Consider the following 22,141-nt stretch of genomic DNA (forward strand, 5'->3'; position numbering starts at 1 on the left):
CGTATCGGGTCAGGAGAATCGCCGAACATAACGGCGGCCTGATCACCACGTCGCCAGGCGCGGCACTGAATAGGACGAATACGGCATGACGAGTAGTGCGATGCAACAACCAGAACCGAGCCCAATCGTCGCCTGCACGATTAGCAGGGACGTGCGCAACTTTGATCTGCTGATCGAGGACATGGAAACCGTCATGGGCGAAGCCTGGGGCGATCTTGGCTTTCACGAAGCCTTGGCCTTTCTCAATCAACCGGATGCCAAGGCACTTGAATTCGTGGCCATCGCCATTGACGAGACGGACGAGAGCAATCTCGAAATGATCTCCGACATCATCCGTCAGGCCCGCGGCCGCAACATTCAGGTGATCCTCATCGCCGATGATGTGAGCCCGATTGCCCTGCACTCCCTGCTGCGTCAGGGGGCCGATGAATTCGTCCCCTACCCGCTTCCCGAGAACGAATTGCAGGCCGCCATCGAACGGCTGCGCAAACCGGCCGAACCCGCCCTCAATACGACGAACAACGCGCCCACCGCTTCCGGGCGCGATGGCGTGGTTATCGGGGTGCAGGGCATCGCCGGCGGCACCGGGGCCACCACGCTCGCGGTCAACCTCGCCTGGGAGCTGACGCTCACCGACAAGAAAAACCCGCCCAAGGTCTGCATCCTCGATTTCAGCCTGCAACAAGGCAGCGTGTCGACCTTCCTCGACCTGCCGCGCCGCGAGGCCGTCTATGAAATGTGGTCCGACACCGAGACCATGGACGAGGATATCTTCCGCTCGGCCCTGCAATCGCATGAGGACAGCCTCTGGGTGCTTACCGCGCCGCCCGACATCCTGCCGCTCGACCTGATCAGCCCCGAGGATGTGAGCCGGGTGCTCGAGCTGGCCCAAAGCCTCTTTGACTATGTCGTCATCGACATGCCGACGGCGCTGGTGCAATGGACCGAAACCGTGCTCACGGCATCGCAGATCTATTTCGTCACCATTGAAATGGACATGCGCTCGGCCCAGAACACGATCCGGCTCAAACGCGCCCTGCAGGCCGAAGAGCTGCCGATGGAACGACTGCGCTACTGCCTTAACCGGGCGCCGAAATTCACCGACCTCAACGGCAAGTCGCGGATCAAGCGCCTGTCGGAAAGCCTCGAGATTGGCATCGAACTGCAATTGCCCGATGGCGGCAAGCCGGTGACCCAGGGCGCCGACCACGGCCTGCCGCTGGCGGCCTCCGCCCCCAAGAACCCGCTGCGCAAGGAAATCGCAAAACTGGCCACCTCGCTCCACGAGCTTGGCAAAGCCGAAGCCGAGGCCGCCTAAGCCGCGGTCCTGTCCGAAGGATTGAACGATGTTTTCGAGATATAAAAAGAACGGGGCCGAGCCCGCAAAACCCGTGATCCCCGCGGTCAAAGCCGAACCGCAGAGCGCCGCCGCCGCGCCCGCCCCCGAGGTCAAACCCTCGCTGCGCAAACCCCTGCCCGCGAGCTCGGCCCAGGCCGCGCCGCAGGACAAGGAGCGCAAGCGCAAGGAACGTCTCGGCGAGATCAAACTCGAAATGCACCGTTCGTTGCTCGACAACCTCAACCTGAGCGCGCTGGAAACCGCCTCCGAGGCCGAGCTGCGCGCCGAAATCGGCGCCATCACCGGCGAGGTTCTCGAAGAGCGTTCGATCATCCTCAACCGCGAGGATCGCACCACGCTGGTGCAAGAACTCTATGACGAGGTGCGCGGCCTTGGCCCGCTTGAAACCCTGCTCAAGGACGACACGGTCAACGATATTCTGGTGAACGGCCCGCATCAGATCTTCGTCGAACGCGAAGGCAAGCTCCAGCTGAGCGACGTCACCTTCAAGGACGAACGCCACCTGCTTCGGATCATCGACAAGATCGTCTCGGCCGTGGGCCGCCGCGTCGACGAATCCAACCCCTATGTCGACGCCCGTCTGGCCGATGGCTCGCGGTTCAACGCCATGGTGCCGCCGGTCGCGGTGGACGGCTCGCTCGTCTCGATCCGGAAATTCAAGAAAGACAAGCTCGGCATCGACGATCTGGTGAAATTCGGCGCCTTTTCCGAGGAAATGGCCGCCTATCTGCAGGCCGCCGTGGCGACCCGGCTCAACGTGATCGTGTCGGGCGGGACCGGCTCTGGTAAGACGACGACGCTCAACGCGCTGTCCTCCTTCATCGACAATTCCGAACGGATCCTGACCATCGAGGACACCGCCGAACTTCAGCTCCAGCAGACCCATGTCGGCCGGATGGAAAGCCGCCCGCCCAACGTCGAGGGCAAGGGCGAAGTGTCGCCGCGCGACTGCCTCAAGAACGCCCTGCGGATGCGTCCTGACCGGATCATCGTCGGCGAGACCCGCGGCGAGGAAGTGATCGACATGCTGCAGGCCATGAACACCGGCCACGACGGCTCGATGACCACGATCCACGCCAACAACCCGCGCGACGGCATCAGCCGTCTGGAAAACATGGTTGCCATGGCCGGTATGGAAATGCCGCTCAAGGCCGTCCGCTCGCAGATTTCCTCGGCGGTCAACCTGCTGGTGCAGGCCTCGCGTCTCCAGGACGGCTCGCGCCGCATGACCTCGATCACCGAGATCACCGGCATGGAAGGCGACGTCATCTCGATGCAGGAGGTCTTCCGCTTTCAGCGCGTCGGCCTCACCCCAGACAACAAGATCATCGGCCATTTCACCGCCACCGGCGTCCGCTCGGCCTATTCCGAACGGTTCCGTCTCTGGGGCTATGACCTGCCGCCGTCCATCTACGAACCCACAAAGGCGGGATAACCCCCATGACCCTCAGCATCGAACCCATCATCTACGGCCTGATCTTCGTCGGCGTGCTTGTGCTGGTCGAAGGAATCTATCTCACGGTCTTCGGCAAATCCATCTCACTCAACAGCCGCGTCAACCGCCGGCTCGAGATGCTGGACAAAAACGCCAACCGCGAAGAGGTCATGGAAAAGCTGCGCAAGGAAATGCAGCTCCACCTGCGCTCGCGCCGCATCCCGCTCTATGCGATCCTCGCCACCAAGGCCCAGAAGGCCGCCATCGCCTTCTCGCCGAAACAGCTCATCATGCTGATGGTGCTGCTGAGCATGGTGGCCTTCGTCGGCCTGACCTTCGGCACCGCCACCTCGCTGCCCGTCCGCATCCTCGCCTCCATCGGCATCGGCGTCAGCGCGATCTTCATGTGGATCTCCTCCAAGGCCAAGAAACGCACCGCCCGGCTCGAGGAACAGCTCCCCGACGCGATCGAGCTCATGGTCCGCTCGCTGCGCGTGGGTCACCCCTTCTCGGCCGCGATCTCCATCGTGGCCAATGAGGTCTCCGACCCGCTCGCCACGGAGTTTGGCATCATCGCCGACGAGGCCGCCTATGGCCGCGAACTGGGCGAGGCGCTCAAGGACATGGCCGAGCGGCTCGACATGCAGGATCTGCGCTTCCTCGCCGTGGCCGTCACCATCCAGCAGCAATCGGGCGGCAACCTCGCCGAAATCCTCGACGGCCTGTCCAAGGTGATCCGCTCGCGGTTCAAGCTCTTCCGCCGCGTCAAGGCCATTACCGCCGAGGCCAAATGGTCCGGCAATTTCCTCTCCGGCTTCCCGCTGATGGCCCTCATCGGCATTCAGCTCATCGACCCCAATTACTATGACGAAGCCATGGAACACGCGTTTTTCATCCCCGCGGCCATCACCGTCGGCGTCTTTCTTGTCCTGAACCTGATCGTCATGCGCGGTCTGGTGAACATCAAGGTTTGAGGAAACTTACCCCATGTCACAACTGAACGATTTCCTCACGGCAAACCTGGGCGAATTTGGCCCGCTGATCGCCGTCGGCACGCTCGGCCTGCTCTTGATCATGATCACCCTGGTGCTCATGATCAATCAGCCCGAAGACCCGCTCGACAAGCTCAAGAAATCGCAAAAACAGCAGGGCCTGGAAACCAAGGCCAAGCTGCGCTCTGGCTCGCGCAACGAAAAGCTCGACAAATATGCGAACTTTCTCGAACCCCAGGACGAGAAGCAGATGTCGGAGATGCGCAAGAAGCTCCTGCAAGCGGGCTATCGCAATCGCGACGCCGTGCGCTACTACCATTTCGCCCAATTCGCCCTCGGCCTCGGGCTTCTGGTGGTGGGCGTGATCTACTTCCTGCTCTTCGTGCAGGGCCCGGACACCACCACCACCCAGACCATCCTCTATATCCTCGTGCCCGGCGCCATCGGCTATCTCGCGCCGAAATACTGGGTCACCAAGCGCCAGCAACAGCGCCAGGAGGAAATTCAGGACGGCTTCCCCGACAGTCTCGACATGATGCTCGTCTGCGTCGAGGCCGGGCAATCCATGGACCAATCCATCGTCCGCGTCTCCGAGGAAATCCGCGCCTCCTACCCGGCGCTGGCCGATGAATATCAACTCGTCGCGCAACAGATTAAAGCCGGCCGCGACAAGGCCTCGGTGCTCAATGAAATGGGCGACCGCTGCGGCGTGCAGGACATCTCGTCCTTCGTGACCGTGCTGGTGCAATCGCAAACCTTCGGCACCTCGGTGGGCGACGCGCTGCGCGTCTACGCCGCCGAGATGCGTGACAAAAGGGTCATGCGCGCCGAGGAAAAAGCCAACAAAATCCCGACCAAGATGACTTTGTGCACGATGGGGCTTACCGTGCCCCCATTGCTGATCATCCTTGTCGGCCCCTCCGTTCTCGGCATCATGGATCTGATGACCATGGGCACGGGTCTCTGACCCCCGCCCCGGGCGGACCGATAGGCTAGACTGGCACAGGCTGGACCGGTAGACGGTGGGAATGACAAAGACGGCTCTTGCTCTGGCACTGCTCATCGCCCTGGCCGGGTGCTCCGACAGCACCCTGCCGGAGGACCCCTTTGCACCCGGCGTCGCCGACAGCGGCCATTCCACCGACCCGCTCACCGTGGCCCATCGCCTCGTGCGCGCCCAGGAATACGAGCTGGCGCTGCAGGCCTTCTCCCGCGCCGCGCTCAAGGACGGGATGACCCCGGAAATCATGGCCGGCATGGGCACCGTCAATCTCGGGCTGCGCCGCCTCGGCCAGGCCGAAACCCTGCTGCGCGACGCGATCAAGGCCGAGGACGCGGTGCCGGAAACCTGGAACAACCTCGGCGTCGTGCTGATGGAGCGCGGCGAAACCGCCGAAGCCTCGCAAATCTTCCGCCACGCCTATGCGCTCGACAATGGCGAAAGTGACGCAATCCGCGATAATTTACGCTTGGCCCTCGCCAAGCTTGACGAGGCGGTTTATGATCCTGACACAGAGCAAGAATATAAAATCGTGCGACGCGGCAGCGGGGATTTCCTGATCCGCAAGATACGATAACGAGGCAGTAGCAGTAAGAGGACGCAGAAAAATGCGCCACCCTATCCTTGTTTCGCTGTGCATCCCGGCACTGGTGGCTATGGCTGCCTGTGAAAATACCGGTGAGGATGCGACCCGGTCCTTCAATGGCGTGAACGTCATTGACGAAAGCAATCTCAACGATGTCATGCTGACCGTCGGCGACCCGAACGAGGCGGTCACCTATTTTCAGCGTGCCACCGGCGAACAGCCCGACCGCATCGACCTGCAACGCGGGCTGGCCATATCGCTGATCCGCGCCGGCCGCCACACCGAGGCCGTCTCCGCCTGGCAAAAGGTCGTGGCCCATAAGGACGTCACCGATGACGACCGGGTGGAACTGGCCGATGCGCTGATCCGCAACGGCGACTGGAAAGCCGCGGAAAAGACCCTCAACACCGTGCCGCCGACCTTCGAGACCTTCAAACGCTACCGGCTCGAGGCGATGGTCGCCGACAGCAACAAGGACTGGAAAAAAGCCGACAGCTTCTATGACACCGCCGTCGGTCTCACCACCACCCCGGCGGGCGTCATGAACAACTGGGGCTATTCCAAGCTCACCCGCGGCGATTACGCCGATGCCGAACGGCTCTTTGCCGATGCGATCCGGCTCGATGGCAAGCTCTTCACCGCCAAGAACAACCTGATCCTCGCCCGTGGTGCGCAAAAGAAATACACCATGCCGGTGATGCCCATGTCGCAAGCCGAGCGCGCCGAGCTGCTCTATTCCCTAGGGCTCACGGCCGTGAAACAGGGCGATGTCACCATCGGCAAGGGGCTCTTGCGCGATGCGGTCGACACCCATCCCCAGCATTTCGACGCCGCCGCCCGCAGCCTGACCGCGCTGGAAAACTCCTAAACCCTGTCGCGCGGGGACACCCTCCCCCTCCTCCGCGCGCCCCACCCCGTCACTATCTGGCACCCACCACGATCTGAGCTGAGCCACCGCAACACCGGCTTTCCCGGATCACAGGACATCGCCATCGCGCCAGGAGCCGAGCCATGGAGATCACTCAAACAGCCGCGACGTGGTTTTTCCCCTTCGCCCTGCCCATCTGCCTCTGGGTCGCCTATACCGACCTCAAGCTGATGAAGATCCTCAACCTCGCCGTTCTGGCGCTGATTGCGGTTTTTGTTATCATCGGCCCCCTCGCCCTGCCCTTCGACGCCTATCTCTGGCGCTATGCGCATTTCCTGGTGATCCTAGCCCTTGGCGTCGGGCTCAACGCCGCCGGTCTCGTCGGCGCGGGCGACGCCAAATTCGCCGCCGCCGCCGCGCCTTTCGTGGCGCTGGGCGACATCCGGCTCCTCCTCGTCATCCTCGCCTTCACCCTCGTCGCGGGCCTTGCGGCGCATCGGCTCGGCAAACATACCCGCCTGCGCAACCTCGCCCCGCATTGGGAGAGCTGGCACCGCGAAGGCAAATACCCGATGGGGCTGAGCCTCGGCGGCGCGCTGGCGATCTACCTCGGCCTCGGCTTCTGCTACGGCGCGTGAGGCCCGCGCTCAGGGCGAATTTCACCACAGTCGCTTTACCGCCGTCATACCGACAGGATACCGACCCGCCATTTTGGCGGGTTTTTCCTGTGCCGTGCGCGTCCCTTTGGCGGATTTGGCCACTGTCGCTTTACCGTCGTTATACCGACAGGATACCGACCCGCCATTTTACCCCGCTCCGCCCCTCCCCGGCCCAACGGCTTCCTTAATATGTCCTCATTTTGCAGGCATACCGGACCCAAGTTCGGACAGGTCATGGAACCCCAATCATGAATATGGAAGTCACCCAGCAAGGCGTGCAGCCCCCCCCGCCGCCCAACCGTATCGAAGAGATGCGTATCCCCGTCGTCATGATGCGGGACATCTTGCTAAAAACCATGTTTCGCAAGAACTTAGACCTCGTAACCGACATCTCCGAGGCGATCTGCCTGCCCCGCGCCGTGACCCAGGAACTGGTCGATATGGCCCGCAGCCAGCTGCTTCTCGAGGCCACCGGCACGCTCAATGCCAACTCGGGCAACGAGATGGGCTATCAGCTCACCGACGCCGGCAAGCAACGCGCCCTCGACGCCCTCGCCCAGTCCGAATATTTCGGCGCCATGCCCGTCCCCCTCTCGGTCTATTCCGAGCAGATCAAACGCCAATCCATCCGCAGCATTCAGATCACCCGGCAGGAACTGACCTCGGCGATGGGCCATCTCGTGCTGCCCAACAACCTGCTCGATCAGCTCGGCCCAGCGGTCTCCGCCGGTCGCTCGATCCTGATGTACGGCCCGCCGGGAAACGGTAAATCGAGTATTTCCAACGGCATACGTGACGCGATGGACGACAAGATCTATGTCCCCCGCGCCATCGAATATTCCGGTCAGGTGATCACCGTCTATGACCCGATTGTGCATTCCAAGGCCGAGGTCGAGACCGACGACCCGAACTCGCTCCGCCGCCGCCGCACCTTCGACACGCGCTATGTGCGCTGCGAACGGCCCACCGTGATCACCGGCGGGGAACTGACGCTCGACATGCTCGACCTCGTCTACAACCCCACCGCCCGCACCTATCAGGCCCCGCTTCAGCTCAAGGCCACCGGCGGCATCTTCATCGTCGACGATCTTGGCCGTCAGGCCGAACCGCCGCAGAACCTCGTCAACCGCTGGATCGTCCCGCTCGAAGAGAGCAAGGACATCCTCGCCCTGCAATCGGGCGAGAAATTCGAAGTGCCCTTCGACACGCTGGCGATCTTCTCGACCAACTTCCATCCCAATGAAATCTTTGATCAGGCCGCGCTCCGCCGGATCTTCTACAAGATCAAGATCGACGGGCCTAACCAGGCAGATTTCCTCAAGATTTTCGCCATGGTCGCCAAGAAAAAGAAGATGCCGCTGAGCGAGCCTGCCCTCGTGCATCTGCTGAAAAAGAAGTACCCGACGATCAACAATGTCTATGCCAACTATCAGCCGGTCTTCCTCATCGACCAGATGATTTCGATCTGCGAGTTCGAGGGTATCCCCAATCAGATGTCGCCGGAACTGATCGACCGGGCCTGGGCAAACATGTTTGTCAAGGACGAGGCCATCGTGCGCTGATCGCGCGGCATTTTTTGCAAGAAAATCACCGGGCGGCGCATTACATATCTCGGCATGACCGAGCTCGCGCCGCCCTTTTCCACCTTCTTCACCGCCCGCGGCTGGACCCTCCACCCGCATCAGCGCGACATGCTCGCCCGCGCCGACGCCGCCGCGCTGCTGCTTGTCGCGCCCACCGGCGGCGGCAAGACGCTGGCCGGATTTTTGCCGACGCTGGTTGAACTTGGCCCGGATCCCGCCGCCGGGTTGCACACGCTCTATATCTCGCCGCTCAAGGCGCTCGCCGCCGATATCCGCCGCAACCTGCGCCGCCCGGCCGAAGAGATGGGGCTCAACATCCGGATCGAGGACCGCACCGGCGACACCTCCTACACCCAGAAACGCCGCCAGCGCGCCGACCCACCTCATATCCTGCTGACCACGCCCGAAAGCCTCGCGCTCTTGACCTCCTACGAGGACGCGCCGCGCATCTTTGCCGGGCTTCAGCGGGTGGTCATCGACGAGGCCCATGCGCTGGCCGAGTCCAAGCGCGGCGATCAGCTCATGCTAGCCCTGTCGCGGCTCGAGGCGCTCTGCCCCGGTCTGCGCCGCGTCGGTCTTTCTGCCACGGTCGAGGACCCGCCCGCGCTCGCTCGCTTCCTCGCGCCGCATCCCGCGCCTTGCGAGATCCTTCTCGCCGATCCCGGCCCCGACCCCGATATCGCCATGCTCGACGTCGACGCCGCCCCGCCCTGGGCTGGCGGCGGCGCCGCTCATGCCATCCCCGCCGTGCTCGACGCCGTGCGCGCCCACAAGACCACGCTGATCTTTCACAACACCCGCGCGCAGGCGGAAATTTTCTTTCATAATCTGTGGCTTGCCAATGACGATGCGCTGCCAATCGGCATCCATCATGGCAGTCTCGACCGCACTCAGCGCGAGCGGGTCGAAGCCGCCATGCAAGAGGGCACGCTGCGCGCCGTCGTCTGCACCGGCAGTCTCGATCTCGGGCTCGATTGGGGCAATGTCGATCTGGTGATCCAGATCGGTGCCCCCAAGAACGTCAAACGGCTGGTGCAGCGGATCGGGCGCGCCAATCACCGCTATAACGCGCCTTCCAAGGCCCGGCTGGTCCCTGCCAACCGCTTTGAGGTGATCGAATGCCGCGCCGCGCTCGAGGCGGTGCGTGCCCACGATCTCGATGGCGCGCCGCGTGGTCCCGGCCCGCTCGACGTGCTGTGTCAGCATATCCTGATCAGAGCCTGCTCCGGCCCGTTTGACGCCGACGCGCTCTTTGCCGAAGTGACCCGCGCCGGTCCCTATGCCGATCTCATCCGCGCCACGTTTGACGACTGTCTCGAGTTCTGCGCCACCGGCGGCTATGCCCTGCGCGCCTATGACAAATGGCGCCGATTGATGCAGCGGCCCGACGGGCTGTGGCAGCTGCGCGACCCGCGCAGCGCCGCGCTCATCCGGATGAATATCGGCACCATTCAGGATGCCGATCTGGTCAAGGTTCGACTCAAACGCAACCGGGGCGGCAAGCCGCTGGGCGAGGTCGAAGAGGCCTTTGCCGCCTCGCTGTCGCCCGGGGATACCTTTCTCATCGGCGGTCAGATCGTGCGCTATGAGGGGCTTCGCGAGATGGTGGTCGAGGTCTCGCCCGATGCCGCGCGCAAACCCCGGCTGGCGGTGTTTGGCGGCACGAAATTCGCCACCTCGTCACAGCTCAGCCAGCGGATCCTGACCATGCTGCAGCAAGACAGCTGGCCCGATCTGCCGGAATACAGCCAAGACTGGCTCCGGCTGCAGCGCGAGATGTCCCGCCTGCCCGAGCCCGGTCGATTGCTGATCGAGAGCTTTCCCCATGACGGGCGCGAACATGCCTGTGTCTACGGATTTGCCGGGCGCAATGCGCAGCAGACGCTGGGGCTTTTGCTGACCAAACGGATGGAGGATCTGGGCCTCGATCCACTGGGATTTGTGGCCACCGATTACGCGACGCTGATCTGGGGGCTTGAGCCGCTGACCGATGCCGCGCCGCTGCTCGACATCGCGTCTCTGCGCGACGGTCTCGACCATTGGCTGATGGGCAATGCGGTGATGAAGCGCAGCTTTCGCGGGGCGGCCACCATTGCCGGGCTCATCACCCGCAACATGCCCGGCAATCGCAAGAACGGGCGGCAGGCCACCATGTCGTCGGATATTCTCTATGATACCTTGGTGAAATACGACCCCGACCATTTGCTGTTGCGGATCACGAGGGACGAGGCGATGCGCGGCCTTGTCGATTTTGCCCGGATCGAAGAGATGGCCGAGCGGGTCGCAGGGCGGATCGATCTGCTGCGCCTCGACCGGATCTCGCCCTTTGCCGCGCCCTTGCTTCTCGAAGTGGGCAAGGTGCCGATCAAAGGCGCCGCCGAAGAGCGTCTGCTCGGCGAAGAGACCCATCGGCTTTTGGTCGAGGCTGGTCTGGATGCGCTCTGATTCCTGCCTGCTGGATTGCGCATCCGCTCTCTTGCAATTTCCGCGCAGGCCCGCCAAAGAACATTGCATGAACGGGCATGCATTCACCTTGGCGGGAACCGATCTCATCGCGCTGGCCAGTGGCGCGCTCTATTGGCCTGCGCAGGACATGCTCTGCATCTCGGACCTGCATCTCGGCAAGGCGGCGCGGCGCGGGCGGCTCGGTCAGGCGACGCTGCCGCCCTATGAGACGCGCGACACGCTGGCGCGGTTGGGGGCGGTGCTCGGCCATATCGCGCCCCGCACGGTCATCTGCCTCGGCGACAGTTTCGACGATCCCGAGGCGGCGCGAGAGCTGAGCGATGCCGATGCTGAGACGCTCAGAGCCCTGCAAAACGGACGGCGCTGGATTTGGGTCGAGGGCAATCACGATCCCGGGCCGCTCGGTCCCGCGGGAGAGCATATGCCGGATCTGGAGATGGGTGCGCTGCGGTTTACCCATATCGCCACCCCGCAGGGTTCGGGCGAGATATCGGGCCATTATCACCCAAAGGCCACGGTACGGAGCAAGGGGCGGGCTATGTCGCGCCCGGCCTTTCTGATTGATGCGACGCGGGTGATCCTGCCCGCCTTTGGCACCTATACCGGGGGCCTGCGCTGTTCCGATCCTGTCCTCGCCCGCCTCATGTCACCCGATGCCATCGCGGTGCTCACCGGGGCGCGGGCGCTCTGCCTGCCCATGGGCCGCGCCTAGCGGCTAGAGGATACCCGCCGCTTCAAGATCGGGTTTGTATTTGCGTCCAACCGGGATTTCATCGCCATTGGTGAGGCGGATCACAATTTTGTGAGGTGTGAGTTTCAACACCTCTTGAATGGCTACAAGGGTCACCCAATGCGACCTATGTGCGCAATAGCCCTTTTGCGGATCGGTTTCCCCAATCGCGTCGATGAATCGCATCCGCAAGCGGTGGCTGTCATGTTCGGTCACCACCTCGACGAAATGCCCATCGGCAGACAGGCGTAGAATTTGGCCATGCAACTCTTCGGGGAGCCGCTGCATGAGCCGCGGTTGCGGCGTTTCAATCTCCTCAGCACTGCGATCCTTGAGCTGCGACTGACGACGAAACTCAGGCGTGAGGCGGCGCATGATGACGAGCACCGTAGTGACCAGTAGCACATACCAGACCGCCACAAGAAAGGCCGGCTCAGGATTGCCGTTCAGCTCGGCCACAAAACCCCCGACCCACCACACAAAAGGCCCAAACAACGCAACCGCTAGCCCAACAGCGACCAGTTCGAACCGCGTCTTGTCCTGCGGGCGAATGAACATCATCGTGACCACCCGAATGAGATGGTCGCCCAGGATCGCGACAGTGACCACCGCGGTCCAAAATTCCAGCCGCATCAGCGACGCCATGGCGATATAGGTGCCAAAGGGACCAGCGGCCCAAGTCACCAGGATCAGACTGGCCCATGGGCTCACCGTTAACGGCGACGACAAACTGCCGAAGATCTGTGCGAAGACGTTTCTGACATGATCTCGGGTTGGTAAACTCAAAGCGAACCTCTTTCTCGGACATTACAACCCTGACAGGCAATTGTATATTTTTCGTAGACACGACAAGGACTTCTGTCAGTTTGGACGGTAAAAGAGCTTATCAATCGATTGGCGGGAAAACAAAAATGGGAAATTCAGAAGGCTGGTCCCCATCGCAGATCAGCAAGATCCAACGCAGCTTTGCGTCGCAATCCCTCATGGCGACATTGGGCGCACAGCTGAGCCGGGTTTCCAAGGGGGAAATCGAAATCACCTGCCCGATCCTTGAAGGCAGCCAGCAGCAGCACGGCTTTGCCCATGCCGGGCTCACTTTTTCGATAGGTGACAGCGCGGCGGGCTATGCCGCGCTCAGCATCATGCCCGAAGAGGCCGAGGTGCTCACCTCCGAGATGAAGATCCACCTGCTCGCCCCGGGGCGTGGCGATGTTTTGGTGGCGCGTGGCAAGGTCATCAAACCGGGCCGCCGGCTGGTCATCGCGCAGGCCGATATCTTTGGCGTGACCGAGGGTCAGGAAACCCATGTGGCCACCATGCTCGGCACGCTGGTTCCGATCCTGCCAAAGTAAAACCCCGATGCGTGCACCGGGGTTCTAAGACGTCTCAATTCAGGTCGGGATTGTTCAAGCGGTGAGCCCTTCGGGCTCGGACAGCTCATTCGACCGGCAGCACGCGGTGACCGTATTGGCCAGCAGGCAGGCGATGGTCATCGGCCCGACACCACCCGGCACCGGCGTGATCGCCCCGGCCACCTCTTTGGCGCTTGCGAAATCGACATCGCCCACGAGAACATTCTTGCCGTCGCGCTCGATCCGGTTGATGCCTACGTCGATCACGGTGGCGCCTTCCTTGATCCAGTCGCCCGGCACCATTTCAGGGCGGCCCACGGCGGCCACGACGATATCGGCGCGGCGCACCACCTCTGCCAGATCCTTGGTCCGGCTATGGGCGATGGTCACGGTGCAGCTGTCGCCCAGCAGAAGCTGTGCCATCGGTTTGCCCACGATGTTCGAGCGGCCAATCACCACCGCATTCATCCCCGAGAGCGACCCATGGTGATCGCGCAGCATCATCAGGCTGCCCAGCGGCGTGCAGGGGACCATGCTCTTTTGCCCGGTGCCGAGTAGGCCGACGTTCGAGATGTGAAAGCCGTCCACATCCTTTTCCGGGCTGATCGAGTTGATCACCAGATCTTCGTCCAGATGCTTGGGCAGCGGCAGTTGCACAAGGATGCCATGCACGCTGTCATCATTGTTGAGCTTGTCGATCAGGGCCAGCAGATCGGCCTCGGACGTGTCGGCGTCGAGCTTGTGCTCGAAAGAGTTCATGCCCACTTCGACGGTCTGTTTGCCCTTCGAGCGGACATAGACCTGGCTGGCCGGATCTTCGCCCACCAGAACCACCGCCAGACCGGGGGTGATGCCATGCTCTTCCTTGAGCCGCGCCACATGGCCCGCGACCTTTTCGCGAATGGTGGCGGCGAAGGCTTTGCCGTCGATGATCTTGGCTGTCATTTCAAACTCTCCTTGCGGCGCGTGACCGCCGTGTACTCTGTTCGCTGTGTGACCTCAGGCGCGACCCGCCTGAGGTGAAGTTCCAAAAATCCGGCGTCGCAATGACAATCTCCCTGCCGCCACGAGGGCGACAGGGAGGTCGGTATGTCAGCCGAAGGATCGCGGCATCAGAAGAGGCCTTCGATCTGCCCCGCATCGTTGAGGCGGATCGCCTCGGCAGAGGGCACGCGCGGCAGGCCGGGCATGGTCATGATCTCACCGCAGACAACCACGACGAAACCGGCACCCGCCGAGAGGCGCACTTCGCGCACCGGGACCGAATGGCCGGTGGGCGCGCCACGCAGGTTCGGATCGGTCGAGAAGCTGTACTGCGTCTTGGCCATGCAGATCGGCAGCTTGCCATAGCCCTGCTCTTCCCAGAGCTTGAGCTGATCGCGGATCTTCTTGTCGGCGAGAACCTCGTCGGCGCGATAGATGCGCTTGGCGATGGTTTCGATCTTCTCGAAGAGCGGCATGTCGTCGTCATAGATCGGCGAGAAGTTGGCATTGCCCGCATCCGCGACTTCGACAACCTTGCGTGCCAGATCGGCAGAGCCTTCCGAGCCCAGTTCCCAGTGACGCGACAGGACGGCCTCGGCGCCATGCGCCTTGACGAAATCCTTGACGGCCTGGATCTCGGCGTCGGTGTCGGTGACGAAATGGTTGATCGCCACGACCACCGGCACGCCGAAGGATTTGACGTTCTCGATGTGACGCCCGAGGTTCGGACAGCCCTTCTTGACCGCTTCGACATTCTCAGCGCCAAGATCGGCCTTGGCCACCCCGCCGTTCATCTTCATCGCGCGGACAGTGGCCACGAGAACCACGGCAGACGGTGCGATACCGGCCTTGCGGCACTTGATGTTCATGAACTTTTCAGCACCGAGGTCGGCGCCAAAGCCTGCCTCTGTCACAACGTAATCGGCCAGTTTCAGCGCCGTGGTGGTGGCGATGACCGAGTTACAGCCATGCGCGATGTTGGCGAAGGGGCCACCATGCACGAAGGCCGGGTTGTTTTCGAGCGTCTGCACGAGGTTGGGCTGCATCGCGTCCTTGAGCAGGACGGTCATTGCGCCTTCGGCCTTGATATCACGGGCGAACACGGGGGTACGGTCACGACGGTAGGCCACGATCATATCACCGAGACGACGCTCGAGATCCTTGAGGTCGTTGGCGAGGCAGAGGATCGCCATGACTTCGGAAGCCACGGTGATGTCAAAGCCGCCTTCGCGCGGGAAGCCGTTGGCCACGCCGCCGAGCGACACGTTGATCTGACGCAGGGCGCGGTCGTTCATGTCGACAACGCGACGCCATTGCACCCGACGCACGTCGATCTCAAGCTCGTTGCCCCAGTAGATGTGGTTGTCGATCATCGCCGACAGCAGCGAATGCGCGCTGGTGATGGCGTGGAAGTCACCCGTGAAATGCAGGTTCATCTCTTCCATCGGAACGACCTGCGCATAGCCGCCACCGGCCGCGCCACCCTTCATACCAAAGTTCGGCCCGAGCGACGCTTCGCGGATGCAGATCATCGCTTTCTTGCCGATGTGGTTCAGGCCATCGCCCAGACCCACGGTGGTAGTCGTCTTACCTTCGCCCGCCGGGGTCGGGTTGATCGCGGTCACGAGGATCAGCTTGCCGTTCTTGCGGTCCTGAACGGAGTTGATGAAATCCTGGCTGACCTTGGCCTTGTCATGGCCATAGGGCAGCAGATGCTCGGACGGAATGCCAAGCTTGTCGCCGATCTCTTGGATCGGTTTTTTAGTCGCCTCGCGTGCGATTTCGATGTCGGTTTTGTAACCCATGCTGGTCCCCTTCTTTGGCCAAGGCCGATGTCTCTCTGGCGTCTGATAGCGACTCTGCCTTGGGTTCCAGCACGGTTTTCCGACATATATCACCTTGGTTGCGGCGATAGCGGCTGAAATCGTTTCCCTTCGGAAACAATTTGATCGCTTACCAGCGCTTCGCCTCGGCGCTGAGCACCCCGTCGAGCGGCGCCCAGACTCGCTGATCGGGGATGAAAAGCCGCAGCGCATCACCGACCCGAAGCCGCCCCTCGCGCTCGACCCAGGCCGTCACCCCGCGCCGACCGCGGGCAGCTGGCAGGAAGGTCTTGCCCTCACCGGGACGCGCCGCTTCGATCTCGCGCGCAGGGAGCTGACAGGGGCGGTTCTCCATATCGATCACCAAGGTGACCCCATCCTCACCCTGCAGCCGCGACGACGGCGGCACATGGGTGAAATCAGGGATACCTTCGATCAGGATCGACACGCCGAGCCATTGCGGGTCGAGCTCCTGGCCGCCCATCGTCTCGCTGATCGCGGCGACCTCTTCGGCAGACAGGATCGAGAACTGGCGCACATTGCGAATGTCCGTGCCGCGCGGATGCATATCCTTGACCCGCACACAGGAGGGCCGGGTTTCGCCCCAGTGACGGCCTCGGGTGTCGCCGCCATAGTGCGCCTCGATCTCTTGAACCGGGCTGGCGCGCACGCCGTCGCTCTCGGGGCGGTCGACACAGCCGAGCCAAGTGATACGGGCGATAAAGTCAGTGGCGGCAAGGGCGGGCATAGGCGTCTCCGGTGACAAGGGAACTGCCGCCAACCTTCCCGCCCGATGTGATCAGGTCAACGCAAAAGCGGCGCATAACTGCACCGCTTTCATCAGAAATATACTTACCTCAGACCGTGAGCGTGAAGAACAGCCGCCGGAAGGGAAAGAGCACCGACCCATCGGCGCGCACCGGATAGGCCACTTGCATCGCCTCTTCATAGCGGCGGATCAATTCGGCCTTTTCGTCGGCCTCCAGCGCGTTGAGCACGGGGCGCGCATAGGTGCTCTCGGTATAGCGGCGCACGGGATGGCTGCCTTTTTCGGCCACGAGGCGTTGATAATACTCGGTTTCCCAAAGGCGGAACCGGCCCATTGGCGCCAGCAGCTCGTCATATTTCTGCGGTGCCATGACCCCCGGCGTGCCCATCTTCTCGATCCGGTTGGGGAACATCTCTTCGCTCAGCGACAGCCACACGCGATGGGAGGGCGCCTTGTTCTGATGCGGCATCTGCACCGCCAGCGTGCCGCCCTTCGCCAGCATCTGCGCCAGACGCGGCAAGAGCTTTTCATGCTCGCCCACCCAATGCAGTGCCGCATTGGAGAAGATCAACCCCGGCGCGCGGCGCGGATGCCAATCCCGGATATCGGCCTGCTGCAGGCTGGCATAACAGCTCGCGGTGCGGGCTTTTTCGAGCATCGCGGGCGAGGCATCGACCCCGACGATCGACCGGCCCTCAGCCCGCGCCTTGAGAGCGGGGCCGAGCTGACCATTGCCACAGCCCAGATCGATGACATCCCCGGCGGCCATCTGGCCCACCGCGTTCAGCAAATCGAGACCCGGGCGCAAGCGGAGATCCCGGAACCGTTCATAGGCACCGGGATTCCAGTCAGGGCTATTGGCCATACCGCTCACGCAGAGGGCTCGGGCTCGAGCCCGCCGTCACCGCCACGCGGGGTCTTCGGCTTGGTTTTCGGGATCGCGGTGACCGAAGGCGCATTGCCTTCGTCCGATCCGTCATCCTCGTCATCGCTGAGATGCGGCGGCTCGCCGCGCATCACGCGCTTGATCTCTTCGCCGGTCAGCGTCTCGTATTCAAGAAGGCCCTGCGCCAGACGTTCGAACTCTTCCTCGTTTTCCGAGATGATCTTGAACGCAATGTCATAGCCGTCATCGATGAATTTCTTCACCTCCTGCTCGATCAGCTCCTTGGTATGGGCCGAGACCGAGAGACCGGCAGTGTTGCCGCTATAGCCTTCATGGGCTTCGGCATAATCGACGTTACCGACCTTGTCCGACATGCCATAGCGCAGCACCATGGCCCGGGCGAGCTGGCTCGCCTGTTGAATGTCGCCCACCGGGCCCGACGACACGCTGTCGGCACCGTACTTGAAAATCTCGGCCGCCTTGCCCGCCATGGTCATGGCGATGCGCTGATGCAGCTCGTCCTTGAACATCTGCAGCTTGTCGATCTCCGGCAGGCTCATCACCATACCCAGAGCGCCACCGCGCGGGATGATCGTCGCCTTATAGACCGGATCGCATTTCGGCAGTTTCAGACCGACGATGGCATGACCGGCCTCGTGATAGGCGGTCTTTTCCTTCTGGTCCTGCGTGAGAACCATCGACCGTCGTTCGGCCCCCATCATGACCTTGTCCTTGGCCATCTCGAAATCGTCCATGGTGACGAACCGCCGTCCGATCCGCGCCGCCATGAGCGCCGCCTCGTTCACGAGGTTGGCCAGATCCGCGCCCGAGAAGCCGGGCGTGCCGCGCGCGATGATGCGCAGATCGACATCGGGGCCGAGCGGCGTCTTGCGGGCATGCACGCCGAGGATCTTCTCGCGGCCCTTGATGTCGGGATTGGGCACGGTGACCTGACGGTCAAACCGGCCGGGACGCAGCAGCGCCGGGTCCAGCACATCCTTACGGTTGGTGGCCGCGATGATGATCACGCCTTCATTGGCCTCGAACCCGTCCATTTCGACCAGCAGCTGGTTGAGCGTCTGTTCACGTTCGTCATTGCCGCCGCCATAGCCCGCGCCACGATGGCGACCCACGGCGTCGATCTCGTCGATAAAGACGATGCAAGGCGCGTTCTTCTTGGCCTGTTCGAACATGTCGCGGACACGGCTCGCACCGACACCGACGAACATTTCGACAAAGTCAGAGCCCGAGATGGTGAAAAAGGGCACGCCCGCCTCGCCCGCAATCGCCCGCGCCAGAAGCGTCTTACCGGTGCCCGGAGGGCCCACCAGCAGCGCGCCTTTGGGGATTTGCCCGCCAAGACGGCTGAATTTCTGCGGGTTGCGGAGAAACTCTACGATCTCTTCGAGCTCTTCCTTGGCCTCGTCGATCCCGGCCACATCGTCAAAGGTCACGCGGCCATGTTTCTCGGTGAGCATCTTGGCCTTGGATTTGCCAAATCCCATCGCGCCGCCTTTGCCGCCGCCCTGCATCCGGTTCATGAAATAGACCCAGACCGCGATCAACAGAAGGAAGGGGGCAAGCGTCAGAAGGAAGGCTTGGAACCCGGATTGTTCCTGGCTTTCGGCCTGAACGGGGATGCCCTTTTCGATGAGAAGCTTGGTCACTTCGGCATCTTCCGGCTTAATCGTCATGTAGTTGACGCCAGCATTATCCTGAAAGCGCACGGTCTCACCATCGAGCGTGACTTCGCTAACGGTGCCTTCATTGACCGCCGAGACGAACTCGGAATAGGCCAGAGGCTTGCTCTGAAGTGTACTTCCGGTACCGCTGAACAGGTTGAACAGCGCCACTACCAGCAGGAACAGAACCAGCCAGAAGGCGATCGTGCGTGCATTGCCCAAGGCAAATCTCCCCAAAACATATGTCGGCCCCGCATCTAGCACAGGGGGCATAGGTCTTAAATAGCAATCCTGCCGGGTTGTTCAATGCGACAGAAGCGTGTCATTCAAATCCCGCCGCGACCGGAGGCATTCCGCCGACCATCCCTCGGATTGCCCCAGCCCGGCCAAGGGCGCCGCGATGAGCTGTCCGTTGCGCCAGACGGCGGGCGATGCGATCAGGCTCGCCGCGGGATAGCCTGCCTGCCGCCGATCCGGACAGAGCGCCAGCGACGCCTCTCCGAGCGCGCGGATGCGATCCTCTGGCTCAAACGGGCCGGAGACCTGCCAACGACCATCCCAGAGCGTGCCGGCACTGGCCTCGAGATCGGCCACGGCAGCCCATTCCCGGGTGATCCGAATGTAATCGCGACGCGGGATGATGCGGCAGCCATGCAATGTCGTCGCCTCGTCGCGCTGCAGCGCCTCAAGCAGTGCCTCGACCGCCGCGCCGCGCGCTGGATAGCCATGGCCGGAGACCCAACGCAGCGCCGCTTGCAAGATGCGCCTTTGGATGTCCTTGCGTTCCTCACCCCATGCCTGCGCATCAATGACCAGATCGCCCGCATCGAATTGGACCAATCGCTCTGCGGCCTCTTGCGCCACATGGCCGATGGTCTCGCGCGCCTCCCGCAGATAGCCCGCCACTTTGGCCAAGGCTTCGACCTCGACGCCTGCGCTCTCCAGCGCGGACAATGCCGCACGTGTCCGCACCCGGGCGTATTGAGGATCATCATTGCTCGGGTCATCGGCCCAACCGATCTCTCGCTGCCGCAGATAGGCCCGAAGGCTTTCGCGCGAAACGTCCAAGAGAGGCCGGTGCAGGGTCATCGCACCACGTGTGGTCCGCGCGCCCATGCCGGCCAGCCCGTCGAGCCCCGCCCCGCGCGCCAAACGCATGACAAGGGTTTCCGCCTGATCATTCTGGGTGTGCCCCAGGATGAGATCGTGAATTTCGTGGCCCAGCGCCCAGTCGGCCATCAGATCATATCGGGCGCGGCGGGCCGCGTCAGACAGGTTGCCCTGCCCGTCCCAGCCCTGCCAAACGAGACAGTGATGCGGCAGAGCGAACTCGGCACAAAGCCGCGCCACTGCTTCCGCTTCTTGGGCCGATGCCGAACGCAACCCATGGTCCACGGTGACGGCATGTAGGGAGATCTTGCGCCCTTTGGCCCAGTCCTTCAGCCCAAGTAGTAGCGCGGTGGAATCGCTTCCGCCCGAAACGGCGACAGCCATCCGGGCGGGAGAACTCTTAGAAAAATGGGCCTCTAACGCGTCGCAAAGCAACGCCTGAGGTTGGCTCATGAACAGCCCAGTTCGGCCATTGTCCCCTGCGCCTCGGCCACGGCGGGCGACCCGGGGTAGCGTTCGCCCACTTCGGTCAGCGTGACACAGGCCTCATTGGTCTGGCCAATCCGTCCCAATGTGCGCCCGAGACGGTAGAGCGCTGTCGAGGCGGCCGGGCCCTCTCGATCCGCCGAGAACGTGTCGAGATAGGCCCGCGCGGCTCCCGTCAGATCGCCTTCGGCCTCAAGTGCCTGCCCACGCAAGACCCCCGCCTGCCCGCTCAGCGGACCGCCGGGATAGGCCGTCTGAAAGGCCGAAAACAGCTCGGCCGCCTTGGCCGTGTTGCCCGCGTCCAGCTCGGCCTTGGCCCGATCGAAATCGGATTGTTCGCCAATGGCGAGCTCGGTCTGAGCTTCGCCGGTGGCAGCCGTGCCGCCACCAAGTGCCACAGCGCCGCCGGTGCTGCCTTGGATGGCCTCACCGCCCAAGGTCGAGGTTTCGCCGAGCTTGCTCACGTCGCCGCCCTCAAGTTCGACCAAACGAAACTCGAGATCGCCGATCCGGTTGGTGCCGTCGCTGACCACACGGTTGATGCGCAGCTCGAGCTCTTCGGTGTTGGCCGTGAGCCGCTGCAGCTCGCTCTCGATGGCGTTGACGCGCGCGATGACCGAGCCGCCGCCGGTGGCGGTGGCCGCCCCGCCGGTCGTGCTCAGCTCGCGCTTCAGCTTCTGGATTTCGACATGCAGCACGGTAAGCTCTTGCCGAATATCGGCCAGCGTTTCAGTCCGGGACTGCGCCCCGACCGCCACAGGCATCGCTATCAGGACGACACATGACAGGATAGTCCAATACCGCATTTCTCAATCTCCCGTTCGGCTTAGACGCCCGCGCCGGCCGAAATCACCGTGACCGACCGCCGGTTTTGCGCATAGCAGCTTTCTTCGCTGCAGATCTCGATCGGGCGTTCCTTGCCATAGCTGATCACCTTGAGACGGGTCGACGGCACGCCTTGGCTGATCAGGTATTCCTGCACCGAATTGGCCCGCCGCGCACCGAGCGCGAGGTTGTATTCGCGCGTGCCCTGCTCATCCGCGTGACCTTCGATCAACGCGTCATAATCGGTGTTGCGCAGCAGCCATTGCGCCTGACCGTTGAGCGTCTGCTGCGCGGTCGCGGTCAGCGTGTGCTGATCAACCGGGAAGAGGACGCGGTCCCCGACTGTCTGGCTGAAATAGGCGGGCGAGCTTGGGTCCGATGCCGAGCCCGCAATCACGCCCGAATTGGCCCCTGTGCCGTTGAGATCGACAGTGCTGTCCCCGAACCGGTCCGGGCTGGAACAAGCTGCCAGAAGCAGACCTGTCCCGAGGATCATCGCCTTTTGAAACGTCTTCATTTTAGTGCCCCGCTCGCGTTTGTTGGTC

Annotated in this window: 20 protein-coding genes; 11 read left to right on the forward strand and 9 right to left on the reverse strand. The window is 62.7% G+C overall.

Annotated features, from left to right (window positions below; genetic code table 11):
- Nucleotides 1-85: 85 nt before the first annotated feature.
- From WA237_RS01245 to pdeM, 10 genes are all read left to right on the forward strand, one after another.
- Nucleotides 86-1,318 (forward strand): AAA family ATPase, encoded by a 1,233-nt coding sequence (locus tag WA237_RS01245; RefSeq protein ID WP_442970231.1) that lies wholly within the window; start codon nt 86-88, stop codon nt 1,316-1,318.
- A 28-nt stretch (nt 1,319-1,346) separates the two neighbouring features.
- A complete protein-coding gene (locus WA237_RS01250; protein WP_009812665.1) occupies nt 1,347-2,795 on the forward strand; it encodes a CpaF family protein in 1,449 nt (482 codons plus the stop codon).
- A 5-nt stretch (nt 2,796-2,800) separates the two neighbouring features.
- Nucleotides 2,801-3,769: a type II secretion system F family protein gene (locus tag WA237_RS01255; RefSeq protein WP_216015715.1), complete on the forward strand. Its 969-nt coding sequence runs from the start codon at nt 2,801-2,803 to the stop codon at nt 3,767-3,769.
- Nucleotides 3,770-3,782: 13 nt separating this feature from the next.
- The gene (locus WA237_RS01260; protein WP_336096367.1) at nt 3,783-4,754 is read left to right on the forward strand and encodes a type II secretion system F family protein; all 972 of its coding nucleotides are present in this window, start codon (nt 3,783-3,785) and stop codon (nt 4,752-4,754) included.
- A gap of 61 nt (nt 4,755-4,815) precedes the next feature.
- Nucleotides 4,816-5,364, forward strand: coding sequence for a tetratricopeptide repeat protein (locus WA237_RS01265; RefSeq protein ID WP_336096368.1), 549 nt, complete (start codon nt 4,816-4,818; stop codon nt 5,362-5,364).
- 31 nt (nt 5,365-5,395) lie between these two features.
- Nucleotides 5,396-6,241, forward strand: a complete 846-nt coding sequence (locus WA237_RS01270) for a tetratricopeptide repeat protein (RefSeq protein ID WP_336096369.1) — start codon at nt 5,396-5,398, stop codon at nt 6,239-6,241.
- A gap of 143 nt (nt 6,242-6,384) precedes the next feature.
- A complete protein-coding gene (locus tag WA237_RS01275) occupies nt 6,385-6,879 on the forward strand; it encodes a hypothetical protein (protein ID WP_336096370.1) in 495 nt (164 codons plus the stop codon).
- A 269-nt stretch (nt 6,880-7,148) separates the two neighbouring features.
- Nucleotides 7,149-8,462, forward strand: a complete 1,314-nt coding sequence (locus WA237_RS01280; protein WP_336096371.1) for an ATPase — start codon at nt 7,149-7,151, stop codon at nt 8,460-8,462.
- A gap of 54 nt (nt 8,463-8,516) precedes the next feature.
- Nucleotides 8,517-10,928 (forward strand): ligase-associated DNA damage response DEXH box helicase, encoded by a 2,412-nt coding sequence (locus WA237_RS01285; RefSeq protein WP_336096372.1) that lies wholly within the window; start codon nt 8,517-8,519, stop codon nt 10,926-10,928.
- 67 nt (nt 10,929-10,995) lie between these two features.
- On the forward strand, nt 10,996-11,661 hold the full coding sequence (gene pdeM / locus WA237_RS01290; protein ID WP_336096373.1) for a ligase-associated DNA damage response endonuclease PdeM: 666 nt from the start codon (nt 10,996-10,998) through the stop codon (nt 11,659-11,661).
- A 3-nt stretch (nt 11,662-11,664) separates the two neighbouring features.
- On the opposite strand, the gene WA237_RS01295 is transcribed toward pdeM, so the two are convergent.
- Nucleotides 11,665-12,465 (reverse strand): LytTR family DNA-binding domain-containing protein, encoded by an 801-nt coding sequence (locus tag WA237_RS01295; protein ID WP_336096374.1) that lies wholly within the window; start codon nt 12,463-12,465, stop codon nt 11,665-11,667.
- Between the two features lie 125 nt (nt 12,466-12,590).
- Between WA237_RS01295 and WA237_RS01300 the strand changes: the two genes are divergently transcribed.
- The gene (locus WA237_RS01300) at nt 12,591-13,031 is read left to right on the forward strand and encodes a PaaI family thioesterase (RefSeq protein WP_009812675.1); all 441 of its coding nucleotides are present in this window, start codon (nt 12,591-12,593) and stop codon (nt 13,029-13,031) included.
- A 54-nt stretch (nt 13,032-13,085) separates the two neighbouring features.
- On the opposite strand, the gene folD is transcribed toward WA237_RS01300, so the two are convergent.
- The 8 genes from folD to pal form a co-directional block, all read right to left on the reverse strand.
- Nucleotides 13,086-13,976 carry a bifunctional methylenetetrahydrofolate dehydrogenase/methenyltetrahydrofolate cyclohydrolase FolD gene (gene folD / locus WA237_RS01305; protein WP_336096375.1) on the reverse strand — a complete coding sequence of 297 codons (891 nt, stop codon included), beginning with the start codon at nt 13,974-13,976 and terminating at the stop codon, nt 13,086-13,088.
- Nucleotides 13,977-14,143: 167 nt separating this feature from the next.
- Nucleotides 14,144-15,820: a formate--tetrahydrofolate ligase gene (locus WA237_RS01310; RefSeq protein WP_336096376.1), complete on the reverse strand. Its 1,677-nt coding sequence runs from the start codon at nt 15,818-15,820 to the stop codon at nt 14,144-14,146.
- Between the two features lie 148 nt (nt 15,821-15,968).
- A complete protein-coding gene (locus tag WA237_RS01315) occupies nt 15,969-16,586 on the reverse strand; it encodes an MOSC domain-containing protein (protein ID WP_336096377.1) in 618 nt (205 codons plus the stop codon).
- 109 nt (nt 16,587-16,695) lie between these two features.
- A complete protein-coding gene (locus WA237_RS01320) occupies nt 16,696-17,472 on the reverse strand; it encodes a methyltransferase domain-containing protein (RefSeq protein WP_009812679.1) in 777 nt (258 codons plus the stop codon).
- 5 nt (nt 17,473-17,477) lie between these two features.
- On the reverse strand, nt 17,478-19,397 hold the full coding sequence (ftsH, locus tag WA237_RS01325; RefSeq protein WP_009812680.1) for an ATP-dependent zinc metalloprotease FtsH: 1,920 nt from the start codon (nt 19,395-19,397) through the stop codon (nt 17,478-17,480).
- An 81-nt stretch (nt 19,398-19,478) separates the two neighbouring features.
- Entirely contained in the window at nt 19,479-20,669 is a 1,191-nt protein-coding gene (gene tilS, locus WA237_RS01330) for a tRNA lysidine(34) synthetase TilS (protein ID WP_336096378.1), read from the reverse strand.
- A gap of 65 nt (nt 20,670-20,734) precedes the next feature.
- Nucleotides 20,735-21,577, reverse strand: a complete 843-nt coding sequence (locus WA237_RS01335; RefSeq protein WP_336096379.1) for a tetratricopeptide repeat protein — start codon at nt 21,575-21,577, stop codon at nt 20,735-20,737.
- Nucleotides 21,578-21,597: 20 nt separating this feature from the next.
- The gene (pal, locus tag WA237_RS01340) at nt 21,598-22,113 is read right to left on the reverse strand and encodes a peptidoglycan-associated lipoprotein Pal (RefSeq protein ID WP_336096930.1); all 516 of its coding nucleotides are present in this window, start codon (nt 22,111-22,113) and stop codon (nt 21,598-21,600) included.
- Nucleotides 22,114-22,141 lie beyond the last annotated feature (28 nt).

Origin of the sequence: Roseovarius sp. CH_XMU1461, from assembly GCF_037027165.1 — a bacterium.
Lineage (GTDB): Bacteria > Pseudomonadota > Alphaproteobacteria > Rhodobacterales > Rhodobacteraceae > Roseovarius > Roseovarius nubinhibens.